This is a genomic window from Gordonia pseudamarae (assembly GCF_025273675.1).
GTDB lineage: Bacteria > Actinomycetota > Actinomycetes > Mycobacteriales > Mycobacteriaceae > Gordonia > Gordonia pseudamarae.
The window spans coordinates 4270376-4289350 of sequence record NZ_CP045809.1; the positions used below are offsets into that span (position 1 = coordinate 4270376).

Here is an 18975-nt window from a genome sequence, read left to right on the forward strand (position 1 = left end):
CCCCCATTGTGCGCGTCGAAGCCCTCACGGGTGCCGCAATTGCTCAGCGACCTGCCGCGCGACCTCCTCCACCGAGGTCCCCGCCGGATACGTCACCACGGTGACGGCCCTGGCGCCCCGGTCCCCGGTCGCCGCCTCGCCGCTCGACGCCTCGCCACTCAACAGGTCGGCGGTGGCACGCGGTGTCAGCGAACGGCGGATCAGTGCCAATTCGGTGTGCAGGCGGTCCAGCGTCGCCGACGGGTCGCCGCGCAACATCGTGCGCAGCAGATAGTTGTGCACGCCGGTAACCGCCGCCGCGAACGCGACGAGCCGCTCGGGCGGTTCGCCGGGCAGCCGCGCGCGCAGGAACTCCTCGAACTCACGCTGATAGCGGTAGGTGGTGATCAGTTCCCGCTCACGCAGCGCCGACACCTCGGCGACCACCCGGTACCGGCGCACCGCCAGGTCCCGGGCCGAACGGAAATGCTCGAACACCGACGCAGCCGCCGCGCACACCGCCTTGTACGGATCACCGGACACCGCGGCCAGCCGCCGCGCGACATCGGTCAGCAGCACCTCATGGTCGGCGAAGATCACGTCCTCTTTCGACCGGAATTGCCGGAACAGGGTCCGCCGCGACACACCCGCCGCCTCCGCGATCTGGTCGACGGTCGTGGCCTCGTACCCCTGCGCCTCGAACAGCCTGATCGACTCGGCCACCATACGGGTGCGCAGGTCCACAGGTTCGGTCGTCGACATACGCACCAGTATCCACCGACAACTCACCAAGTATGCCCCACCCAGAGGAATGATCAAGACCCGTGGATCTGGGAGGGCGTGCCGTCCCACAATATGATCCCGGCAGTCCACTGGATCAAGTCAGCGTTGCAGCGCGCACGCCGGATGCTCACGGTGGCCGGCACCGACCTGCACCCCGACACTCCGCCGGCCGCCGTCATGGCACGGTGACATCCACCGGCCCGACATCCACCGGACCGGTGCGTCAAATCACATCACCGTGTCACCACGGGTTGCCTACGGTGGAGGCCATGTCCGCACCGGTAGCACCTGATTCGACCGACCTCGACAGCACCGACACCCTCACCGGAGTCCTGCGCACCGTCCTCGACGGGCAATGGCACGAGACCCGGGACAGTGTCCGGCAGAACATCGACCGGGTGGACCTGCTGCCCGACCCGTCCCACACCCTCGACCAGGCCCGCGGCCGGATCCTCGCCACAATGCGGGACCTGGCCGCACAGGGCTTTGCCGCGCCCGGTTTCGCGGAAGGTCACGGCGGCACCGGCGATGTGGGGGCCGCGGTCACCGGCATCGAAACCCTCGGGTACGCCGACCTGTCACTGATGGTCAAGTCGGGGGTGCAGTGGGGCCTGTTCGGCGGCGCCGTCGAGAACCTGGGCACCGCAAGGCATCACGAGAAGTACGTGCCCGGCATCATCTCCCTGGACGTACTCGGATGCTTCGCGATGACCGAGACCGGGCACGGCTCCAACGTCGCCTCGCTGGAGACCACCGCCACCTACGATCCGGCCACCGCCGAGTTCGTCATTCACTCTCCCACGCCGTCGGCGCGCAAGGACTACATCGGCGGTGCCGCCGAACACGCCCGGGTCGCAGCGGTTTTCGCGCAGCTGATCACCGGCGGACCGGATGAGGAACCCGAAGGCCGGGGGGTGCACTGCTTCGTCGTACCGATCCGCGACGACGACGGCCACGATCTACCCGGCGTCATCACGTCCGACTGCGGCCACAAGGGCGGCCTCGCCGGCGTCGACAACGGCCGCATCCTGTTCGACAACGTGCGCATCCCGGCCGAGAATCTGCTCAACCGGTACGGCGACGTCGCCGCCGACGGCACCTATTCCTCGCCGATCGAGTCGACCAACAAGCGCTTCTTCACCATGCTCGGCACCCTCATCCGCGGCCGGGTGTGCGTGGCCGCCACCTCCGGGGCCGCCGCCCGCAAGGCACTGACCCTGGCGACCCGCTACGGCCTGCTGCGCAGGCAGTTCGACGCTCCCGACGAGCAGGGCGAGGTGACGATCCTCGACTACCTCGGCCACCAGCGCACACTGTTGCCGCTGATCGCCAAGTCGTATGCGATCGCGTTCGCGCAGAACGACATCACCGCCCGGCTCACCGAGGCCGACCCCGACGGGGCGCGCAGGCTCGAAGCGGACGTCGCCGGGTTCAAGGCGTACTCCACCTGGCACGCGTCGAACGCGGTGAACGTGGCCCGCGAGGCCTGCGGTGGAGCCGGGTACCTCGCCGAGAACCAACTGTCGATCATCCGCGGCGACATCGACGTGTTCACCACCTTCGAAGGCGACAACACGGTCCTGTATCAACTCGTCGGCAAAGAACTGCTCGGCGCCTATGCCGAGGACATGCGCGGCCTGTCGGCACGCGGCTGGGTCCGGTTCGTCGCCACGATGGCCCGCGACGTGGTCGCCGAGAAGACCGCCGTCCGGCAGGTGATCCAGACCTTCCTGGACGACTCCGACGAGAATCCGGAGGACTCGAACCTCACCAACCGTGGCACCCAGATCCGGTTGTTCCGCAATCGCGAGGACCATCTGCTGCGTACCTGTGCGCAACGACTGCGGAAATCATCGTCCGACGAGGACGCCTTCGAGGTGTTCAACAACGCCCAGGACCACCTGCTCAAGGTCGGGCAGGTGCACACCGAACGCGTCATCCTGGAGTCGATGATCGCCGCGATCGCCGAGTGCGAGGAGCGGGCCGGCGACGGGACCGAGGGTGCCACCGTCGCACGCGAGGTGCTGTGGAAGGTGTGCGACCTGTTCGTCTACTCGGCGCTCGAAGCGGATCTGGGCTGGTTCCTGATGCACCGGCACGTCTCCGTCGAACGCGCCAAGGCCATCCGCCGCGGCGTCAACGACCTGTGCGCCGACCTGCGCCCGCACGCCCGCGCCCTGGTCGACGCGTTCGGCATCCCCGAATCCCTGCTCACCGCCCCCATGCTCGATCACGGCTGACCGCACCGCCGGCGGGGGCTCTCACCGCGAGCTAGTCTTTCGTTCCTCGCGGCGGGAGCCCCAACTGGACGGCCCGGACGGCTTCGGTGAGTTCGCGCCGCAGGCCCTCGACGTCACGTGCCCATGCCTGGGCCAGGGCTCCGTCGGTGAGTACGACACCGATGCCCTTGCGGCGCCGGGGCACGCCGTGCAGTTCGCCGAGCGCCTTGGCGCTCTCCCACTTCTGCGCCTCATGGCTCTCGTTGGGCGGGTAGATCTTCTTGATGTCGCTCAACGGCAACGTCCTGGTGCCCTGCCGCAGTGTGGTCTCGGTGAGGCACACACTGACATGCCGGCGGGCAGCGTACACCTGGACCAGCGCGAACGCGACCAGGATCAGCGCGAACATCGACATCACCGTCCAGTGCACCTGGCCGGGTCCGGTGATCTCCATCGCGAGGACGGCGCCGACCATGACCGGTCCGATCGCGACGACCCACCAGCTGCCGCCCTGTTCGGCGAACAGCACGTCACCCTCATCCACCGGGCCCTCGTCCACCGGCTCGGCCGGCGCGCGCTCCTTCCGCGCCCCGTCGTCCCGCGTGTCGTCGTTTTCCCGACTGTCGTCTTCCCGCGCCTTCTCGTCATGGGGATCTGCGTCATGAGGATCTGCGGTTTCGGGATCGTCGTTCACCGGCAGCCCCTCACTTCGTGCGTCCACCGGCACGGGACTGCTTGTCCGGAGGTTCCCCCGTGTACCACTGCTCGGATTCGGGCCGGTAGGCCAGCAGCGAACCGAACAGACCGGCGATGGCCACGAGCAACACGATCGCGAACCACGGCGACATGAACATCAGGCTGAACAGCAGCAGCATCACCACCACGACGAGGGTCAGCGCGGCCAGCGACGAACGCCACCGGGCGTCGCCGACGAACGCCCGGCTGCCCATGAGGACGAACGCGACACCGACCGCGGTCAGCAGGACCCCGATGCCGACCGGAGCGAGGGTCGAACCGTCGACGAGGAAACCTGCGATCGCCCCGGCGATACCGAGTGCCGCGATACCGGTTCCGGACGCGAGCCACAGTCGGTATGCCCAGGTCACCAGGTTCGGGCGGGTGTCGGGGTCAGGTTTGATCACCGGAGTTGCGTCCTTCGGTCTGAGTGGGCTGTTGTTCACCATACGACGAACCAGGTTCGGGTGTGGGCCGGTCCTCCGACCGTTGCCCGGCGGGCGGTTCTCCGGCCTGGGGATATCCGGCCTGGGGATATCCGCTCTGTGGATATCCGCCCTGGGGATACGGCGGATATCCACCGGATGCGGGCATCTGCGGTCGCGGCGGGTTGCGTTTGTCCCTGCGGTGGCGGGCCATCGCCCGGCAGTAGGTGTACGAGTCCCCGCGCATCAGCATCACCGCCGCCCCCAGCGCGGCCACGCCGCTGATCACGACGGGAATCATCACCCAGCCGGGCGTCATGTCGGCGAAGAAGGCCATCACCATACTGACGGCGAGGTAGGCGCTCATGCCGCCGAGCAGGACGCGGGCGGCATTGTAGCCGTTGCGTACCAGCAGCACCACACCGATCGAGATCACGGTGAGCACGGTCCCGACCACCACCATCAGCCCGACGGTGGTCGACGGCTCCGACAGCAGGTCGATCTGGCTCTGCGGGGTGTCTTCGGGCAGGTCGGCCACATAGTCGGCGACGAAGTCACGGATCATCTGGTACTGCCCGACGAACGCGATGATCTGCCCGACGATGACCACAACCCAGAGTTCGACGGCTATGGACACCGAATCGGCGAGCTTGGGCCGGCCGGCGGGGCCGTCGCCGGGTTGCTCGGGTCGGTGGGCCGAAGGGAACGGAACGGACATACCGAGAAGACTAGGACACCCGACTTAGAGCACACTTATCCCGCACTCAGCCCGGCCGGGCGCACACCCGCACGTATGCGGGGAGCGCAGTGGCCGGTGCCTATCCGAGCCGGCCCGCGACCTCTGATGCCCAGTAGGTGAGGATGATCGTGGCCCCGGCCCGGCGGATCGAGGTGAGCGATTCGAGGATGGCCGCGTCCCGGTCGATCCAGCCGCGTTCGGCGGCGGCGGTGATCATCGAGTACTCGCCGCTGATCTGGTAGGCCGCGACCGGTACGTCGGAGATCTCCGCGACGTCGCGGACGATGTCGAGATAGCCCATGGCCGGTTTCACCATGACGATGTCGGCGCCCTCGTCGAGGTCCAGGCGCACCTCGCGGAGCGCTTCGAGCCGGTTGCCCGGATCCTGCTGATAGGTGCGGCGGTCGCCCTGCAACGACGATCCGACGGCCTCCCGGAACGGCCCGTAGAACGCGGAGGCGTACTTGGCGGCGTAGGCCAGGATGCCGGTGTCGGTGAAACCTTCGGCGTCCAGGGCCGCGCGGATGGCGGCCACCTGGCCGTCCATCATGCCGCTGGGGCCGAGCAGGTGCGCCCCGGCGCGGGCCTGGGCCAGCGACATCGCCACGTAGCGGTCGAGGGTGGCGTCGTTGTCGACGCGGCCGGCGCCGTCGAGCACACCGCAATGGCCGTGGTCGGTGAACTCGTCAAGGCAGGTGTCGGCCATCAGGACGGTGCTGTCGCCGAGGTCGTCGGCGAGCACGCGCAGCGCCCGGTTGAGCACGCCGTCCGGGTCGTCGGCACCCGAACCGCGCGCGTCCTTGGCGGCGGTCCCGGGCACCCCGAACAGCATCAGCCCGCCGACACCCGCCGACACGGCCTCCTCGGCCGCCCGGCGCAGCGAGTCGGGCGTGTGCTGCACGACCCCTGGCATCGACGAGATGGGGCGGGGTTCGTCGATTCCGTAGGCCACGAACATCGGCAGCACCAGCTGGCGCGGCGCCAGGGTGGTCTCGGCGACCAGCCGGCGCATCGCCGGTGAGGTACGCAATCGGCGCGGGCGGATCACAGGTGACACCGGGTGTCCCTTCCTCTGGGGTTGCCGTGCGGTGAGTTGGTCCTGACTGTGGGGTCGGGCCCGGCGGCTGCGGCTCGGCCCGGCGCGATCAGCTCCGCGAGCGCCGCGACTTCTTGCGCGGTGGGGGCAGCGCCCCTTCGGCCCGCAGCCGGGCTGCGTGCTCGGCGAGCGCGTCCACCAGATCCGGGATCGACGCGGTCTCCGGCTGCACGTCGACGCGCAGCCCGAACTCGGTGGCCGTCTCGGCGGTCTTGGGGCCGATGCACGCGACGATGGTGCGGGCATGCGGCTTGCCGGCGATGCCGACGAGGTTGCGCACCGTCGACGACGAGGTGAAGCACACCGCGTCGAAGCCGCCGGTCTTGATCATCTCGCGGGTCTCGGCCGGCGGCGGCGCTGCCCGCACGGTGCGGTAGGCGGTGACATCGTCGATCTCCCAGCCGCGGTCGCGCAGACCCTCGGACAGCGTTTCGGTGGCGATGTCGGCGCGCGGCAGCAGCACCCGGTTAACCGGGTCGAACACGTCGTCGTACGGCGGGAACGCCTCGAGCAGGCCCAGCGAACTCTGCTCCCCGGTCGGCAGCAGTTCGGGGTTGATGCCGAACGCGCGCACCTTCTCGGCGGTGGCCTCGCCGACGCAGGCGATCTTCACACCGGAGAAAGCCCGGGCGTCGAGACCGAATTCGGCGAACTTCTCCCACACCGCGCGCACGGCGTTGGTGGAGGTGAACACGACCCACTGGTAGCGGCCGTCGACCAGTCCCTTGACGGCCCGTTCCATCTGGGCGGGGCTGCGCGGCGGTTCGACGGCGATCGTCGGCACCTCTTTGGGCACAGCGCCGTGCGAGACGAGCCGCTCGCTCATGTCCGCGGCCTGGTCCTTGGTGCGCGGCACCAGCACGGTCCAGCCGTACAGCGAACGCGACTCCCACCACGACAGTTTGGAACGCTGGGTGACGGCCTTGCCGACGGTCAGCACCAGCGGCCCGGACAAGGCGTTGCCCAGTTCGTTGATGGTGGCCAGGGTGCCCTCGATGGTGCGTTGCGAACAGGTGGTGCCGTTGATGGTGATGGCGACCGGGGTCTGCGCGGCCATGCCGTGTTCGGTGAGGGCGCTGGCGGCCTCAGCCAGATGTCCCGACGTCGCGTGCAGCACCAGCGGTCCGGGCGCGGCGGCCAGAGCGGCCCACTCGACCTCGCCCCGTACGTCGGCCGCGGTGTGGGTGGAGCCGAGCGGCATACCTGCGTAGCTGGGCACGACGGATGCGGCGGGCAGCCCGGGCAGCACCTCGAACTGGATCGAGGTGCGGGCCACGGCGGTCACCTCGGCGAGCACCGAATCGGTGGTCAACGGGTCACCGGCGACCACGCGCACCACGTCATCGCCGGCCTTCGCGGCGGCGACGAGCGTGCGGGCGACCTCGGTGGGATCGCCGAGTGCCGGATGCACCACCGACTCCTCCTCCGCGGGTTCTGCGGGGGTTTCCGCGACAGGAACCGGTGTGTCCGCGGTGTCGGCCGGGTCCCCGGCCTTCGCCGCGGCCTCCGCCGCCTTCGCGGCGGCCGACTTGCGGCCCGCTCGGCTACGGGTCTGCTCGGGCGCATCATCGCGGTAGGCCGACCCGATCAGCGTGGCCACGGCCGAGGGCACGTCGGGGTCGATGTAGGCGGTCCTCGCGTGAACGATGACGTTGCGCGCCCGCACTGTCAGCAGGTCGGGGTCTCCCGGACCCGAACCCACGAAGAGTATCCGGCCCGGTCGCCCCTGGCCTGCCTTGTTCCCCGGTGTGACGTTGTTCGCTGCACGGCTCATGCGTTCGCACTCTCCTGCCCTGTCCGTTCAGGGCTGCGGTAACTTGCGCTGTCACCAGCGTGAGAGTCGACGGATGTCGTAGGCGGCCGGCACGTGGGGTGATCCCGCCGTGCTCGGCACGACGACACTCAGTCCCGCGAACCGGTGCCGATGAGCTCCGCGGCTCCCAGCTCCAACAGTTCGGCGGCGAGATCCCTGCCCAGCTGAACGGCCCGATCGACCGGACCCACCACCGAAGCCCGGATCACATCGGATCCGTCTTCGGCCGCCACTCCCCCGCGTAACGAGAGTTCGGCGAAGATGCGCCCGTCGTCGTCGATCGACTCGACCACCTCGGCGATGGCACCGACCGGTGCGGTGCATCCGGCCTCCAGGGCCGCGAGCAACGCCCGCTCGGCCTCCACGGCCGACCTTGTGGACGGGTCGTCCAACTCGGCGAGTATTCTCACCAGTTCGGCATCGTCACCGCGACATTCGACGGCCAGCGCCCCCTGTGCGGGAGCGGGAAGCATGACCACCGGGTCGAACGCCTCGGACACCGCTTCTGTGCGTCCTATGCGTGCGAGTCCGGCTCTGGCAACCACGACTGCGTCGAGTTCACCGCCGGCGACTTTGCCCAACCGAGAATCTAGGTTGCCTCTTAGGGGGCGAATTTCCAAACCGAGACCCAATGCTCTAAGCTGTGCCGCCCGTCGCGGGGACGAGGTCCCGATCACCGACCCCGGTGGCAGCTCGCCCAGGACCAGGTTGTCCCTGCTGACCAGCGCATCTCTGGGGTCCTCGCGCGGTGGGATCGCGGCGATGTTCAGGTCCGGCTCGGGTGCGGTCGGCAGATCCTTGTACGAGTGCACGGCGACGTCCACCTCGTGGTTGCGCAGCGCCACCCGGATGGCGGTGGTGAACACTCCGACGCCGATCTCGGCGACCGGGGCCGCCGACACGTCGCCCGCGGTCTTGATGATCACCAGTTCTGCCGGATGCCCGGCGGCGGTGAGTGCGTCGGCGATCGTCTGCGCCTGTGTGGTGGCCAGCTGAGAGCCGCGTGTGCCGATCCGAATCACTGTATCGCCCCTGATCAGTGGTTGTTTATGGGTCAGCGCCGTATGAAAGTCCGGCGCCGAGGATGGTTCAGTGGTGGAGACTGTCCGGGACGCGCAGTCAGTGCTGCGTGCGGCTCTGGTCGTCGAGACCGCTCTCGGGCGCCGACACCGGGCCGGTCGCACCGGGCTTGAGTTCGAACAACTCGCGCAGCGCCTCGGCGTAGTGGTCGCCGTTGGGTGTGGCGGCCAGTTGCTTGACCCGCACCGTCGGTGCGTGCAGCAACTTATCGACGACGCGCCGCACGGTCTTGGCAACCTCGTCACGCTGCGGATCGTCCAGGCCCGGCAGGCGTGTTTCCAGCCGCAGGATCTCGGCCTCCACCACGTCGGCGGCCCGCTGGCGCAGCGCCGCGACGGTGGGGGTGACCTCGGCCTGCCGCTGCAACGTCAGGTAGTCGGCCAGTTCGTCGGCCACGATCGACCGCGCGGCGAGGGTGTCGTTCTCGGCGGCACGGGTCGCCTCGTCATCGCGCAGTCCCGCGATGTCGACGATGTGCACGCCCGGCAGACGGGCCGCGGCCGGGTCGACGTTGCGGGGAAGTCCCAGGTCACAGATGACGAGGGGCTGGGTGGCGGTGCGCGCGGCGAGCGCCGAGTGCACCTCGCCGACACCCACGACGGCGCCGACGCTGCCGGTGGCCACCACCACGATGTCGGTGTCGGCCATCACCGACGCCAGGTCGTCCAGGCCCGCGCCGCGCACCGAGATGCCGTGATTGGCGGCGACGTTGCCGGCGAGATGTTCGGCGTTGGCCATGGTCCGGTTGACCACCACCATGTGCCCCACGCCCTCGCGGGCCAGGTGCGCGGTGGCCAGTCCACCCATCGCACCGGCGCCGATCACCACCGCCGAGCGCAGCCGGGCCGCCTCGGGATCGCCGGCGATCAGCGTCTTGGCGCGGTTGAGCGCCACCGACACCACCGAGGCACCGGCGCGATCGATGCCGGTCTCGGTGTGCACGCGTTTGCCGACCCGCAGGGCCTGCTGGGCCAGCTCGTGCAGGGTGCGGCCGGCGGCCTTGTTGGCGTCGGCGCTGAGGTAGGCGTTGCGGATCTGGCCGAGGATCTGCTGTTCGCCCACGACCAGCGAATCCAGCCCGGCGGCCACGGTGAACAGGTGCTCGACGGCGGCCTCCGAGTACCGGACATAGGCGTGTCTGGTGAGTTCGTTGACACTCATGCCGGAGTGTTCGCCCAGTACCTCGCCCACGGCCTCCAGGGCCGGGTGGAATGCGTCGACGACGGCGTAGATCTCGATGCGGTTGCAGGTGGAGACGAGCATCGCCTCGGAGACGGCGCGATGGGCGAGCAGCCTGTCGACGAGTTTGGGCCGGTCGTATTCGGACACGGAGATGCGCTCGAGCACCTCGACCGGAGCACTTCGGTGCGACACTCCGAACAACAGAACACTCACGCGGTCACCGCTTCTTCGCCCATAGCCTGATTACTCTCTGTAGTAGGCACAATACGTTCCGGTGCGTCGGCCCTGTGCACCGCGTATGCCTGAAAACCGAGTACCTGCAATTCCAAGGCTAGATCAACCTGCCGGACGACAACATCGGAGTCGACGGACAAGTGCACCGGCGTGACGTTGAGCAGCCTGCTGATTCCCCCCGCCACGAACGCGTCGCAGGCGGTCTGCGCGTCGTCGTCGGCGGTGGCGATCACCCCGAAATCAATACCCGATCCCAGGCCTTCCAGGGTCGCCTCGATCTCGCTGAGCGGGGCCACGACGAGGTCGTCGGCGAACCCACTGCCGACGACCTCGGGATCGCTGTCGAAAAGCACGGCCACCGTGAAACCGCGGCCGAAGCCGGTGTGCGAGATGAGTGCGCGGCCCAGCCTGCCTGCGCCCGCGAGTGCGACGGTGTTGGTGCTGTCGGTGTGCAGGGCGAGCTTGATGCGCGCGGTCAGCCGCGACACGTCGTAGCCGACGCCGCGTACCCCGACCGCCCCCACGTACGACAGGTCCTTGCGCAGGATGGACGGGTTCACACCCGCCGCGGTGGCCAGTTCGCCACTGGAGGCCACCACCACTCCGCGGGCGGTGAACGAGCGCAGGATGTAGAGATAGGTGGCCAGGCGGCTCACGGCCGGTCTCGGGATCGTCGTCGGCCGCCCCATCGCACGCTCCCGTCCTGCGTCTGCCCGGTACTGATCACACGTTCCTGTAAGCCTAGTGCGGGAGTCTTCTGCCTCACCCTCCGGCCTCCCAGCACGGCGACTCCGGCCTCCGCACGGCGACGACATGTCCGGTCCGCCGACCCCTACCCGTCGGCCGGGCTCAGGTCGGCGAGCAGCCGCGGCGCATCGACCTCCCAGTAGCTGTGCTCCTCGCCGTCGAGCAGCACGACGGGGAGCCGGTCACCGAATTCGGCGCGCAGGTCGCCGCGGCCCGCCTCGGCCGCCGCGTCGACGTCCACCTCGGTGACGGGCACGTTCAGCGGTCCGCAGATCCTGTCGAGGTCCGCGCGTGCCCGCCCGCACGCCGCGCAACCCGCGCGGACGAGCAATTCGATCCTCGGCGTTGTGACATCCATCTCGTCAGCCCTCCTGGTCGGTGCGGACGCGGCCACCCGCGCCGAGGGTGAACGTCCGATGTGCCGGTCCGCTCCAGTGTCCGCGCCTGCCCGACATGCCTTGCGGCGGGCCCCCGGCAAGTAGGGTGGGTCCGTAGACGCAAGCTGTGCGGGAGGTGGTCCGGTGGGCGAAATGCAAAACGCGGAGCAGTCGGGTGCGGACGCCGCGAAGTCGGGTGCGGACGCCGCGAAGGCGGGTGCGGACGCCGTGATCGACGACGCCCCGACCCCGTACGAGGATCCGGCACAACCGGATGCGGTGCTGCCGGAGGAGGCCGGCGGGGACGCCGCCGGTCCGGACACCGTGCTGCCGCACCCCGACGACTGGGAGGCGCACGCCGACATCGTCGATCCGGACGGGGCCGCCGACGACTCGGCTACGCCGGGCGACGACGACCCGGACCAGAACGACCCGGACCAGAACGACATCGACGAGGCGAGCCGGGTCACCACCTGGATCTCCGAGCGGGCGAGCGCGGCGACGGGCCGTTTCCGGCAGACCGCGGCCGAGTTGCGTCAGCGGCTGGCCGGCGAGGCCAGCGCCGAGGCCGCGGTGGACTCGCTGCGGGCGCGTACCGGTGAGCGCACCGACGATTCCGATGTGCCGCGGACACCGCCGGTGGCCCGCGATCTCACCGCGGCCGCCTTCTTCGACGTCGACAACACACTGGTGCACGGCGCGTCGATCGTACATTTCACGCGGGGTTTGGCCGCGCACAACTATTTTCGGTACAGCGACATCCTCGACGTGGTGTGGGCGCAGGCCAAGTTCCGGATCACCGGCAAGGAGAACGCCAACGACGTCTCCGAGGGCCGCGAGAAGGCCCTCTCGTTCATCGCCGGACGCCGGACCTCGGAGCTGATCAATCTGGGCGAGGAGATCTACGACGAGTACATCGCCGATAAGATCTGGCCCGGCACACAGGCTTTGGCGCAGCGTCACCTCGACGCGGGCCAGCAGGTCTGGTTGGTCACCGCCACCCCACAGGAGCTGGCCCAGGTGATCGCGGGCCGCCTGGGCCTGACGGGCGCGCTCGGCACGGTCGCCGAGAGCGTCGACGGCGTGTTCACCGGCCGCCTCGTCGGCGATATCCTGCACGGTCCCGGCAAGGCACATGCGGTGCGTTCCTTGGCGATTCGCGAAGGTCTCGACCTCAAACGGTGCACCGCCTACTCCGATTCCCACAACGACGTCCCGATGCTGTCGCTGGTCGGCAAGGCCGTCGCCATCAACCCCGACTCCGATCTTCGTGACGTCGCCAAGGTCCGCGGCTGGGAGATGTACGACTTCCGCACCGCCCGCAAAGCGGCGAAGTACAGTGCCACAACGGCACTGGCCGTCGGTGCGGCCGGTGGCGGCGCCGCGGTCGCCGCCCGCATGCTGCGCCACCGCTGAGCCCGCCTCCCGCTCACCCGTTGATGAAGGCTCGGATCTTTGCGTTGAGGTCGGTGACGGAGATGAAGACGCCGCGCCCGATCTCCTGTCCGTCGATGATTCCGAACCAGACTTCGACGAGGTTGAGCCATGCCCGGGAGGTTGGGGTGTAGATGCTCGGGTTCGGAGGATTCAGGCCCGACGCCTGCCTGGGCGGACGGCGACCGAAACGGCTTTGTCGTAGGCCGCGGCTACTGTTCCGATCACATCCACACGAAGGAGTCCCCATGAAAAAGTTCTTCACCCGCGCCGCCTGCGTCGCCGTCGCCGTCACCGGTATCGCCGGAGCGGCCAATGTGCCGTCGGCCGAGGCAGTGTCGACCGATCAGTACGATCGGGTCCGCTACGTGATGTGCGCCAACGACACAGTCAAGATCGACCTGCGGAACCGGTACGGCAATTCCGAGCAGCTCACGCGAAATCTGTCGGGCAACAAATGTGCCCTCTACGATCTCACCGAGACAGGCGAATACGGTGGCTACGTGTCGGTCAGCGTCGTCGACACGAATGGCGGGCCCGTGTCATGCAAGATCTACGTCAACGGCGAGGTCGTGGCCAAGTCCAACGACAGCAGCGACTATTACAGCTACGCCTCCTGCTACTGACCCGTCACAGCACCGCGTCACTGGTGGGGTCAATGAGGATCTTGGCATGCTGTTCGGCGGACCCGAGCGCCTCGAAAGCTGCCGGTACGCTGTCGAATCCGATGGTGGCGGTGATGAGCGGCGAGACGTCGATACGGCCGTCGGCGATCATCTGCAGCGCGGTGTGATACTCGGCCGGATCGTAGTAGAACGCGAAGCGGAAATCGTGTTCTTTGTTGATGGCCATGACCGGACGGTACGAATCGGGTTCCATACACACACCGACGACGACGATCCGGGAGCGGAACGGGGCACCGGTGATGATGTTTTCGATCATCCCGGGCGCGCCGACACATTCGAAGACGACGGGGCCGCCGGGTACGGCGCCCAGGCGTTCGGCGGCCTGGAACACCGGCCGCCACGGGACCACCGGGAGGCGACGCAGGCGGTGCATGGCATCAAACGCGACACCGAGCATGTCAGGTGCCCTGGTGATATAGCGGCCGCGTTCGCACGCCGCGTCCCACGGCGAGTCGACCCGCGGGTCGACCACCACGTCCGCGCCGACACGTTGTGCGAGTTTACGCCGGCTTTCCGAGAGATCGCTGGCCACAACATGTTTGACACCGGAAGCCTTGAGCACCGCGATCACGGCCAAACCGATGGGACCACAACCGATCACGACAGCCACATCGCGCTTGCCGACGGCGCCGCGGCGCACGGCGTGGTAGGCCACCGCCATCGGCTCGGTGAGCGCCGCGTGTTCCGCCGAAACCCCTTCGGGCACTTCGAAGGTCATATCCTCGGCGACGACGACGAAGTCGGCGTACGCGCCGGGTGCGGACTCCGAGAATCCCGTGAGATGCCGCTCTCCGCCATGCGATACCATCGGCACCGCCACGACCAGAGTGCCCGGCCCCCAGCGCTTCTTACAATCGGGTCCGTACGAGATCACCTCACCGGCGAACTCGTGCCCGAACACCACCGAATGCTCGCGCCGCATGAACCCCGGGTAGCCTACCTCCTCCGACACATCGGCGGAGACGTCGCAGTGCACGCGGGCGTGCAGATCGGATCCGCAGATCCCGGCACGAGTGACCCGTAACAGCACCTCGCCGGGCCCGGGTACCGGCGTCGGCAGATCCCGCACCGTCAACTCACCCGCATGACACACCACTGCGCGCACACTCAGCTCCCTCGATCAAGGCCACTAGTTCTGGAAATACCCTAGTACCTCGGGTCCGGCGATCCCCCGACACTCCGGGACGGGTTCACTTCGATCCGGGCTCACGCAGCCGGATACAGCAGTCCCCGAACCTCACCGTGTCCCCCGACCCCGCCATCCGAGGTGGCGACACTCGCGCCGGCTATCACCCGGCGGCCGCACGGTGGGTGCCCGCCTGCGGATCAGCCGAAGTAGACGCTGCCGCGTCGACTGAGCATCCGGAACAGGGTCTGCTGGATCTCCTCGCGCACGTGATCGGTGAGGTCGAAGACCACCATCGGATCGTCGGCGGCGGACTCGTCGTATCCACTGGTGTCGATGGGACGGCCGAAGTGGATGTGCCACTTGGACGGAAGCGGCACCGCGCCGAGCGGACCGAGCAGCGGGAAGATCGGGGTCACCGGGAAGTACGGCAGGCCGAGCATCCGCGCGACCGGTTTGAGGTCGGCGATCATCGGGTAGATCTCCTCCGAACCGACGATCGACATCGGGATGATGGGCGCCGAGTTCTTGAGCGCGGTGGTGACGAAGCCGCCGCGGCCGAACCGCTGCAGACGATAGCGGTCCTTGTACGGTTTGCCGATGCCCTTGAAGCCCTCCGGCCACACCGCGGTCAGTTCGCCGTTGCGCAGCAGCCGGTCGGCGTCGTTCGCGCATGCCATGGTGGCGCCGATCTGCCGGGCGACCTCGCTGATCCCCGGCATCTCGAACACCAGGTCGGCCGCCAGCACCCGCAGGTAGCGCCCGGCGGGATGATTATCGTGGACGGCGATCGACGACATGAGCGCGTCGATCGGGATCACTCCGGCATGGTTGGCCACGAGCAGCGCGGCGCCCTCGTCGGGCAGGTTCTCGATGCCGGTGACCTCGACCCGGAACCACTTCTCGTATACCTGGCGGATCGCCGGGAACCACACCGATTCGGTGAAGTGTGGGTCGAAGCCGAACTCGTCGACGGCGTACTCGCCGGTCATCCGTTCGCGGATGAACCCGGCCGTTGACGTGAGGGTGTCGGCGATGGCGCCGCGGATACCGCCGAGACTGAAGAACGGACTCGAGCGCACGTCGTTGCCGTGTTCGGCGCCGAGCCCGTCGGCGAGGGTGACCTCATCGGTGATCGGGGTGACGCTCGCCGGCGGGATGCCGAACGCGTCGGTGTTGGGATGGCCGGCCAGTTGGCTGGGGTGCCGACGTTCGGACAGGTCCCGGCCCGTGTCCGCCTTACCCGGATGGCCGATGGCCCCCGAACCGTCGGCGGAACTGCGGGGGGTCGCGTAGAGCTGAATGACCTTCGCCGTGCGTGCGTCGGTTGCTCCGGTCCCCACGATGCCCACCATCCTCGCCTTGGTTCTCGTCTTGCCATGGTTTACATACTTGCCTTGACCAATGGCAGCTCGGGGCGCGTCGCCGTCTTCCCCGCATTTCCCCCAGAAGGTCTCAAAATCACATTGTAAACGTTGCAATTGCGTTGCGCATACTGCACCATAGGGACCAAAGTCCCGGATCGCATCCCGGTATCGGACAGATCACACCTCGACCAGACGGTGCGCGGCAGAGACGACCCGGTGTTCGAAACCGCGCCAGGTATCGGCCCCGATGACCGGGCTCGCCGACCCGCGGCGGATAAAGTCATCGAGCGTCTGATCTGTGGTGTAGCGGGGCACGAAGCCGAACTCGGTACGCATCCGGGTGGTGTCGAGGACCCGGCCGTAGGTAAGAAAATCCGTCTGACTCGATCTCAGCTTGGCCGACCGCAGGTCCTGGAAAACACCGGCGACCGGGGCCATCAGGCCCTTGGGAACGGGTAGTTGGAGGTGTCCGAGACGCCGGATGGCCTGTGTCAGGGTGACCACCCCGTCGCCCGAGACATTGTAGGTGCCGGGACGGTTGGCCAGCACCGCGTGTTCCATCGCCGCGAGCGCGTCCTCCTCGTGCAGGAACTGCAGTCGCGGTTCCATCCCGATGACCGTCGGCACCACCGGCAACGACAGGTAGGACCCCATCCGGGTGTTGATCCGCGGACCGAGGATCGCCTGCGGGCGCACGATGGTGATATCGATGTCGTGACGTCTGCGTGCCAGACCGCGCACATATCCCTCGACGTCGAGCAGGTCTCGTCCGTAGCCGGTCTTGGGTTCGCGCCGCGCCGCGGTGCCCTCGTCGAAGTGCGAGGGGTCCTTGGAGCTGGCGCCGTAGACCATCGCGGTGGACCGCAGCACCACCCGCTTGACCGACGGGCTGCGCTGACATGCGGCACACACCTGCATCGACCCGATCAGGTTGAATTCCTTGATCGCCGCCGAATGCGGTGCCGCCTCCATGATGGAGGTGGCCGCGTGGACGACTGTGTCGACGTTGTAGGAGCTGATCGCCTTGGCCATCGCCGGCCTGCGGATGTCCAGGCGCATGAACTCGGCGCGGCCCATCCGCCGCAACAAGTCTTTGCGCGGCACCCGCGAATCGACTGCGAGGACTGTCTCGATGTCGGGGTTCGCGGCGAGCCGTGCCACCAGATACCCGCCGAGAAACGTCGAGGCACCGGTGACCAGGACCGACCGCGGCGAATCCGATGACGACGTTGTTGTCTCCCCTGTCATGGTCTCGAGAGTAGGGCATAACGCACAGGACCCGCGCGGATAGCGCGGGTCCTTGTGGCCACTACAGGCTATTTGCCGAGTTTACGACGCTGAACGCGAGTGCGGCGCAGCAGCTTGCGGTGCTTCTTCTTCGACATGCGCTTGCGGCGCTTCTTGATCACTGAACCCATGGGGGTGCTTCCTCACGCTCGACGCTTAACCTTCTGTGCTTTCGGCGCATTCGGGGTCCGACCTACCGGCCGTTACTCGCCAGAACCGAACCCGCCCGCCAGAAACCAACCCGCCAACGCCAACGCCGGTCAGGTCGACCGAGAGCCGTTGGGGATCGCAGCACGCGATCCCCAAGCCTACCGGTTGGGAACCTCCAGGAGAAATCGAGGTGCCAACCCGCACTCGGCGAACGGCATGCCGCCTAACCGGCGTCGAAGTACGAGGTCTCCAGGTAGTCGTGAACCGCCTTGGCGTGAACACGGAATGAACGGCCCACGCGGACGGCGGGCAGCTCACCACTGTGAACGAGCCGGTAAACGGTCATCTTCGAGACCCGCATCAGGGATGCGACCTCTGCGACGGTGAGAAATTGCGACCCCGCGGTCGTGCTGCTCACCGATCCGGTCTTCTCTACAGGTGCCATGACTTACTCATACCTCCGGTGCACGAATCGTGGCCGCCGGCTTCCCCTCCGGCGAGCAATCAGACACGCACGTGCTTTGAGCAGCTTAACGGGGCAGATGTGAATAAAGCGACGTGTGTGGCCCGAGGAATGGCCCATTCCGTACCAGAAAACACAATATGTAGTAGTGAAAATACCTTTGCACCACTAGATACGGGGTGCGCCAGATTCGCCCAAAGTTGCCGGACCGCCCGGCAAACTCTCAACGTCGACTCGACGGCCAGCGTTTGCGCTGGCCACGGCACATGCGCGCATCGCCTGGTACACGCCGTGCCGGAAACCCGCAGCCTCGAACTCCCTGATGGCCTCGGCGGTGGTGCCCCCGGGAGAGGTGACCGCCGCCCGCAGATCCACCGGCGACAGCCCGGACTCGCTGAGTAGGATGCCCGCACCGCGAATGGTCTGTACCGCCAGGTCACTGGCCTGCGCCCGCGTCAGACCCAGCCCCACACCGGCATCGATCATCGCCTCCACCAGCAGAAACACATACGCCGGTCCCGAACCCGAGACCGCGGTCACCGCGTCCATCAACTTCTCGGGCACGACGCTCACCTTGCCGACCGCACGCAGCAGGGCGAGCACCGACTCAAGCTGTTCGTCGCTCACGTACCGGCCCGGCGACACCGCCGACATCGCCTCGTTCACCAGCATGGGCGTATTGGGCATCACCCGGATGATCGACGAGCCGGCCTGCAGCGCGTTCTCGTATCGCGACAACGGCAGACCCGCCACCAGCGTGACCACGACGCGCTCGGTGTCCCCGGTGTCGTCGACCGATGCGATATTGCGCAGCACCTCGGTCACCCCGTCCGGCTTCACCGCGATGAACACATACCGGGCCCCTTCGACGGCGTTGACCACGTCGGTCACCAGAACGCCGTACTCGTCGGCGATCTCGGCGGCCCTGACCTCGGACTTCTCGGCGACGACGAGATCCTTGGTCTGCTTGCCCGACTGGACGAGCCCGGCGAGCAGCGCCTCACCGATCTTTCCGCCACCGATGATCGCGATACGTTGGGACACTTGTCTGCC

20 protein-coding genes and 1 pseudogene are annotated in these 18975 nt (G+C 67.9%); 4 read left to right on the top strand and 17 right to left on the bottom strand.

The genetic code is table 11. The features are described 5' to 3' along the window. Nucleotides 1–24: 24 nt before the first annotated feature. Nucleotides 25–741, bottom strand: a complete 717-nt coding sequence (locus GII31_RS18595; protein WP_213244855.1) for a TetR/AcrR family transcriptional regulator — start codon at nt 739–741, stop codon at nt 25–27. Nucleotides 742–819: 78 nt separating this feature from the next. Here GII31_RS18595 and GII31_RS18600 point away from each other — a divergent pair, with 78 nt between their 5' ends. Both GII31_RS18600 and GII31_RS18605 read left to right on the top strand, forming a co-directional pair. Continuing rightward, nucleotides 820–951 carry a hypothetical protein gene (locus tag GII31_RS18600; RefSeq protein ID WP_260840099.1) on the top strand — a complete coding sequence of 44 codons (132 nt, stop codon included), beginning with the start codon at nt 820–822 and terminating at the stop codon, nt 949–951. An 80-nt stretch (nt 952–1031) separates the two neighbouring features. Next, the gene (locus GII31_RS18605) at nt 1032–3002 is read left to right on the top strand and encodes an acyl-CoA dehydrogenase family protein (RefSeq protein WP_213244856.1); all 1971 of its coding nucleotides are present in this window, start codon (nt 1032–1034) and stop codon (nt 3000–3002) included. Nucleotides 3003–3033: 31 nt separating this feature from the next. Here the strand turns inward: GII31_RS18605 and GII31_RS18610 are convergent, their stop codons facing one another. The 9 genes from GII31_RS18610 to GII31_RS18650 all read right to left on the bottom strand — a co-directional run bounded on the left by GII31_RS18610 (nt 3034) and on the right by GII31_RS18650 (nt 11390). After that, nucleotides 3034–3702 carry a DUF3093 domain-containing protein gene (locus tag GII31_RS18610; protein WP_407649836.1) on the bottom strand — a complete coding sequence of 223 codons (669 nt, stop codon included), beginning with the start codon at nt 3700–3702 and terminating at the stop codon, nt 3034–3036. Continuing rightward, nucleotides 3686–4123, bottom strand: a complete 438-nt coding sequence (locus tag GII31_RS18615; RefSeq protein ID WP_213244857.1) for a hypothetical protein — start codon at nt 4121–4123, stop codon at nt 3686–3688. The genes GII31_RS18610 and GII31_RS18615 overlap by 17 nt, the downstream gene beginning before the upstream one ends. Further along, complete coding sequence (locus GII31_RS18620; protein ID WP_213244858.1) at nt 4110–4859, bottom strand: hypothetical protein; 750 nt, start codon at nt 4857–4859, stop codon at nt 4110–4112. Before GII31_RS18620 ends, GII31_RS18615 begins: the two co-directional genes overlap by 14 nt. Before the next feature lie 100 nt (nt 4860–4959). Continuing rightward, on the bottom strand, nt 4960–5937 hold the full coding sequence (gene hemB / locus GII31_RS18625; RefSeq protein WP_213244859.1) for a porphobilinogen synthase: 978 nt from the start codon (nt 5935–5937) through the stop codon (nt 4960–4962). An 88-nt stretch (nt 5938–6025) separates the two neighbouring features. Then, nucleotides 6026–7750 carry a bifunctional uroporphyrinogen-III C-methyltransferase/uroporphyrinogen-III synthase gene (locus GII31_RS18630; RefSeq protein WP_213244860.1) on the bottom strand — a complete coding sequence of 575 codons (1725 nt, stop codon included), beginning with the start codon at nt 7748–7750 and terminating at the stop codon, nt 6026–6028. Between the two features lie 128 nt (nt 7751–7878). Continuing rightward, on the bottom strand, nt 7879–8811 hold the full coding sequence (hemC, locus tag GII31_RS18635) for a hydroxymethylbilane synthase (protein ID WP_213244861.1): 933 nt from the start codon (nt 8809–8811) through the stop codon (nt 7879–7881). A 97-nt stretch (nt 8812–8908) separates the two neighbouring features. Continuing rightward, complete coding sequence (locus GII31_RS18640) at nt 8909–10264, bottom strand: glutamyl-tRNA reductase (protein WP_213244862.1); 1356 nt, start codon at nt 10262–10264, stop codon at nt 8909–8911. After that, complete coding sequence (locus GII31_RS18645) at nt 10261–10974, bottom strand: redox-sensing transcriptional repressor Rex (protein ID WP_213244863.1); 714 nt, start codon at nt 10972–10974, stop codon at nt 10261–10263. The genes GII31_RS18640 and GII31_RS18645 overlap by 4 nt, the downstream gene beginning before the upstream one ends. Nucleotides 10975–11117: 143 nt before the next feature. Next, a complete protein-coding gene (locus tag GII31_RS18650; protein WP_213244864.1) occupies nt 11118–11390 on the bottom strand; it encodes a glutaredoxin family protein in 273 nt (90 codons plus the stop codon). Between the two features lie 163 nt (nt 11391–11553). On the opposite strand from GII31_RS18650, the gene GII31_RS18655 reads away from it, so the two are divergent. Then, nucleotides 11554–12825 (top strand): HAD family hydrolase, encoded by a 1272-nt coding sequence (locus GII31_RS18655; RefSeq protein WP_407649837.1) that lies wholly within the window; start codon nt 11554–11556, stop codon nt 12823–12825. 16 nt (nt 12826–12841) lie between these two features. Here GII31_RS18655 and GII31_RS18660 read toward each other — a convergent pair. Beyond that, nucleotides 12842–12976 (bottom strand): annotated as a pseudogene (locus tag GII31_RS18660) (IS630 family transposase); the annotation flags it as partial. Nucleotides 12977–13091: 115 nt separating this feature from the next. Here GII31_RS18660 and GII31_RS18665 point away from each other — a divergent pair. Then, complete coding sequence (locus GII31_RS18665; protein WP_213244865.1) at nt 13092–13469, top strand: hypothetical protein; 378 nt, start codon at nt 13092–13094, stop codon at nt 13467–13469. 4 nt (nt 13470–13473) lie between these two features. On the opposite strand, the gene GII31_RS18670 is transcribed toward GII31_RS18665, so the two are convergent. From GII31_RS18670 to proC, 6 genes are all read right to left on the bottom strand, one after another. Beyond that, entirely contained in the window at nt 13474–14634 is a 1161-nt protein-coding gene (locus GII31_RS18670) for a zinc-binding dehydrogenase (protein WP_213244866.1), read from the bottom strand. A 221-nt stretch (nt 14635–14855) separates the two neighbouring features. Beyond that, nucleotides 14856–16010: a lysophospholipid acyltransferase family protein gene (locus GII31_RS18675; protein WP_213244867.1), complete on the bottom strand. Its 1155-nt coding sequence runs from the start codon at nt 16008–16010 to the stop codon at nt 14856–14858. Between the two features lie 189 nt (nt 16011–16199). After that, the gene (locus GII31_RS18680; RefSeq protein ID WP_213244868.1) at nt 16200–17270 is read right to left on the bottom strand and encodes an NAD-dependent epimerase/dehydratase family protein; all 1071 of its coding nucleotides are present in this window, start codon (nt 17268–17270) and stop codon (nt 16200–16202) included. A gap of 68 nt (nt 17271–17338) precedes the next feature. Then, nucleotides 17339–17440: a 30S ribosomal protein bS22 gene (locus tag GII31_RS18685; protein WP_003402602.1), complete on the bottom strand. Its 102-nt coding sequence runs from the start codon at nt 17438–17440 to the stop codon at nt 17339–17341. Nucleotides 17441–17682: 242 nt separating this feature from the next. After that, nucleotides 17683–17904 (bottom strand): helix-turn-helix domain-containing protein, encoded by a 222-nt coding sequence (locus tag GII31_RS18690; protein WP_213244869.1) that lies wholly within the window; start codon nt 17902–17904, stop codon nt 17683–17685. 186 nt (nt 17905–18090) lie between these two features. After that, nucleotides 18091–18966, bottom strand: coding sequence for a pyrroline-5-carboxylate reductase (gene proC, locus GII31_RS18695; protein ID WP_213244870.1), 876 nt, complete (start codon nt 18964–18966; stop codon nt 18091–18093). Nucleotides 18967–18975: the final 9 nt, after the last annotated feature.

Excerpts from the sequence above, each read along its gene's own strand:
- GII31_RS18690 (WP_213244869.1), bottom strand. The coding sequence starts at position 17,904 with ATGGCACCTGTAGAGAAGACCGGATCGGTGAGCAGCACGACCGCGGGG.
- GII31_RS18650 (WP_213244864.1), bottom strand. The coding sequence starts at position 11,390 with ATGGATGTCACAACGCCGAGGATCGAATTGCTCGTCCGCGCGGGTTGC.
- GII31_RS18665 (WP_213244865.1), top strand. The coding sequence starts at position 13,092 with ATGAAAAAGTTCTTCACCCGCGCCGCCTGCGTCGCCGTCGCCGTCACC.
- GII31_RS18685 (WP_003402602.1), bottom strand. The coding sequence starts at position 17,440 with ATGGGTTCAGTGATCAAGAAGCGCCGCAAGCGCATGTCGAAGAAGAAG.
- GII31_RS18630 (WP_213244860.1), bottom strand. The coding sequence starts at position 7,750 with ATGAGCCGTGCAGCGAACAACGTCACACCGGGGAACAAGGCAGGCCAG.
- GII31_RS18620 (WP_213244858.1), bottom strand. The coding sequence starts at position 4,859 with ATGTCCGTTCCGTTCCCTTCGGCCCACCGACCCGAGCAACCCGGCGAC.
- GII31_RS18595 (WP_213244855.1), bottom strand. The coding sequence starts at position 741 with ATGTCGACGACCGAACCTGTGGACCTGCGCACCCGTATGGTGGCCGAG.
- GII31_RS18645 (WP_213244863.1), bottom strand. The coding sequence starts at position 10,974 with ATGGGGCGGCCGACGACGATCCCGAGACCGGCCGTGAGCCGCCTGGCC.
- GII31_RS18605 (WP_213244856.1), top strand. The coding sequence starts at position 1,032 with ATGTCCGCACCGGTAGCACCTGATTCGACCGACCTCGACAGCACCGAC.
- GII31_RS18680 (WP_213244868.1), bottom strand. The coding sequence starts at position 17,270 with ATGACAGGGGAGACAACAACGTCGTCATCGGATTCGCCGCGGTCGGTC.
- GII31_RS18675 (WP_213244867.1), bottom strand. The coding sequence starts at position 16,010 with ATGGTGGGCATCGTGGGGACCGGAGCAACCGACGCACGCACGGCGAAG.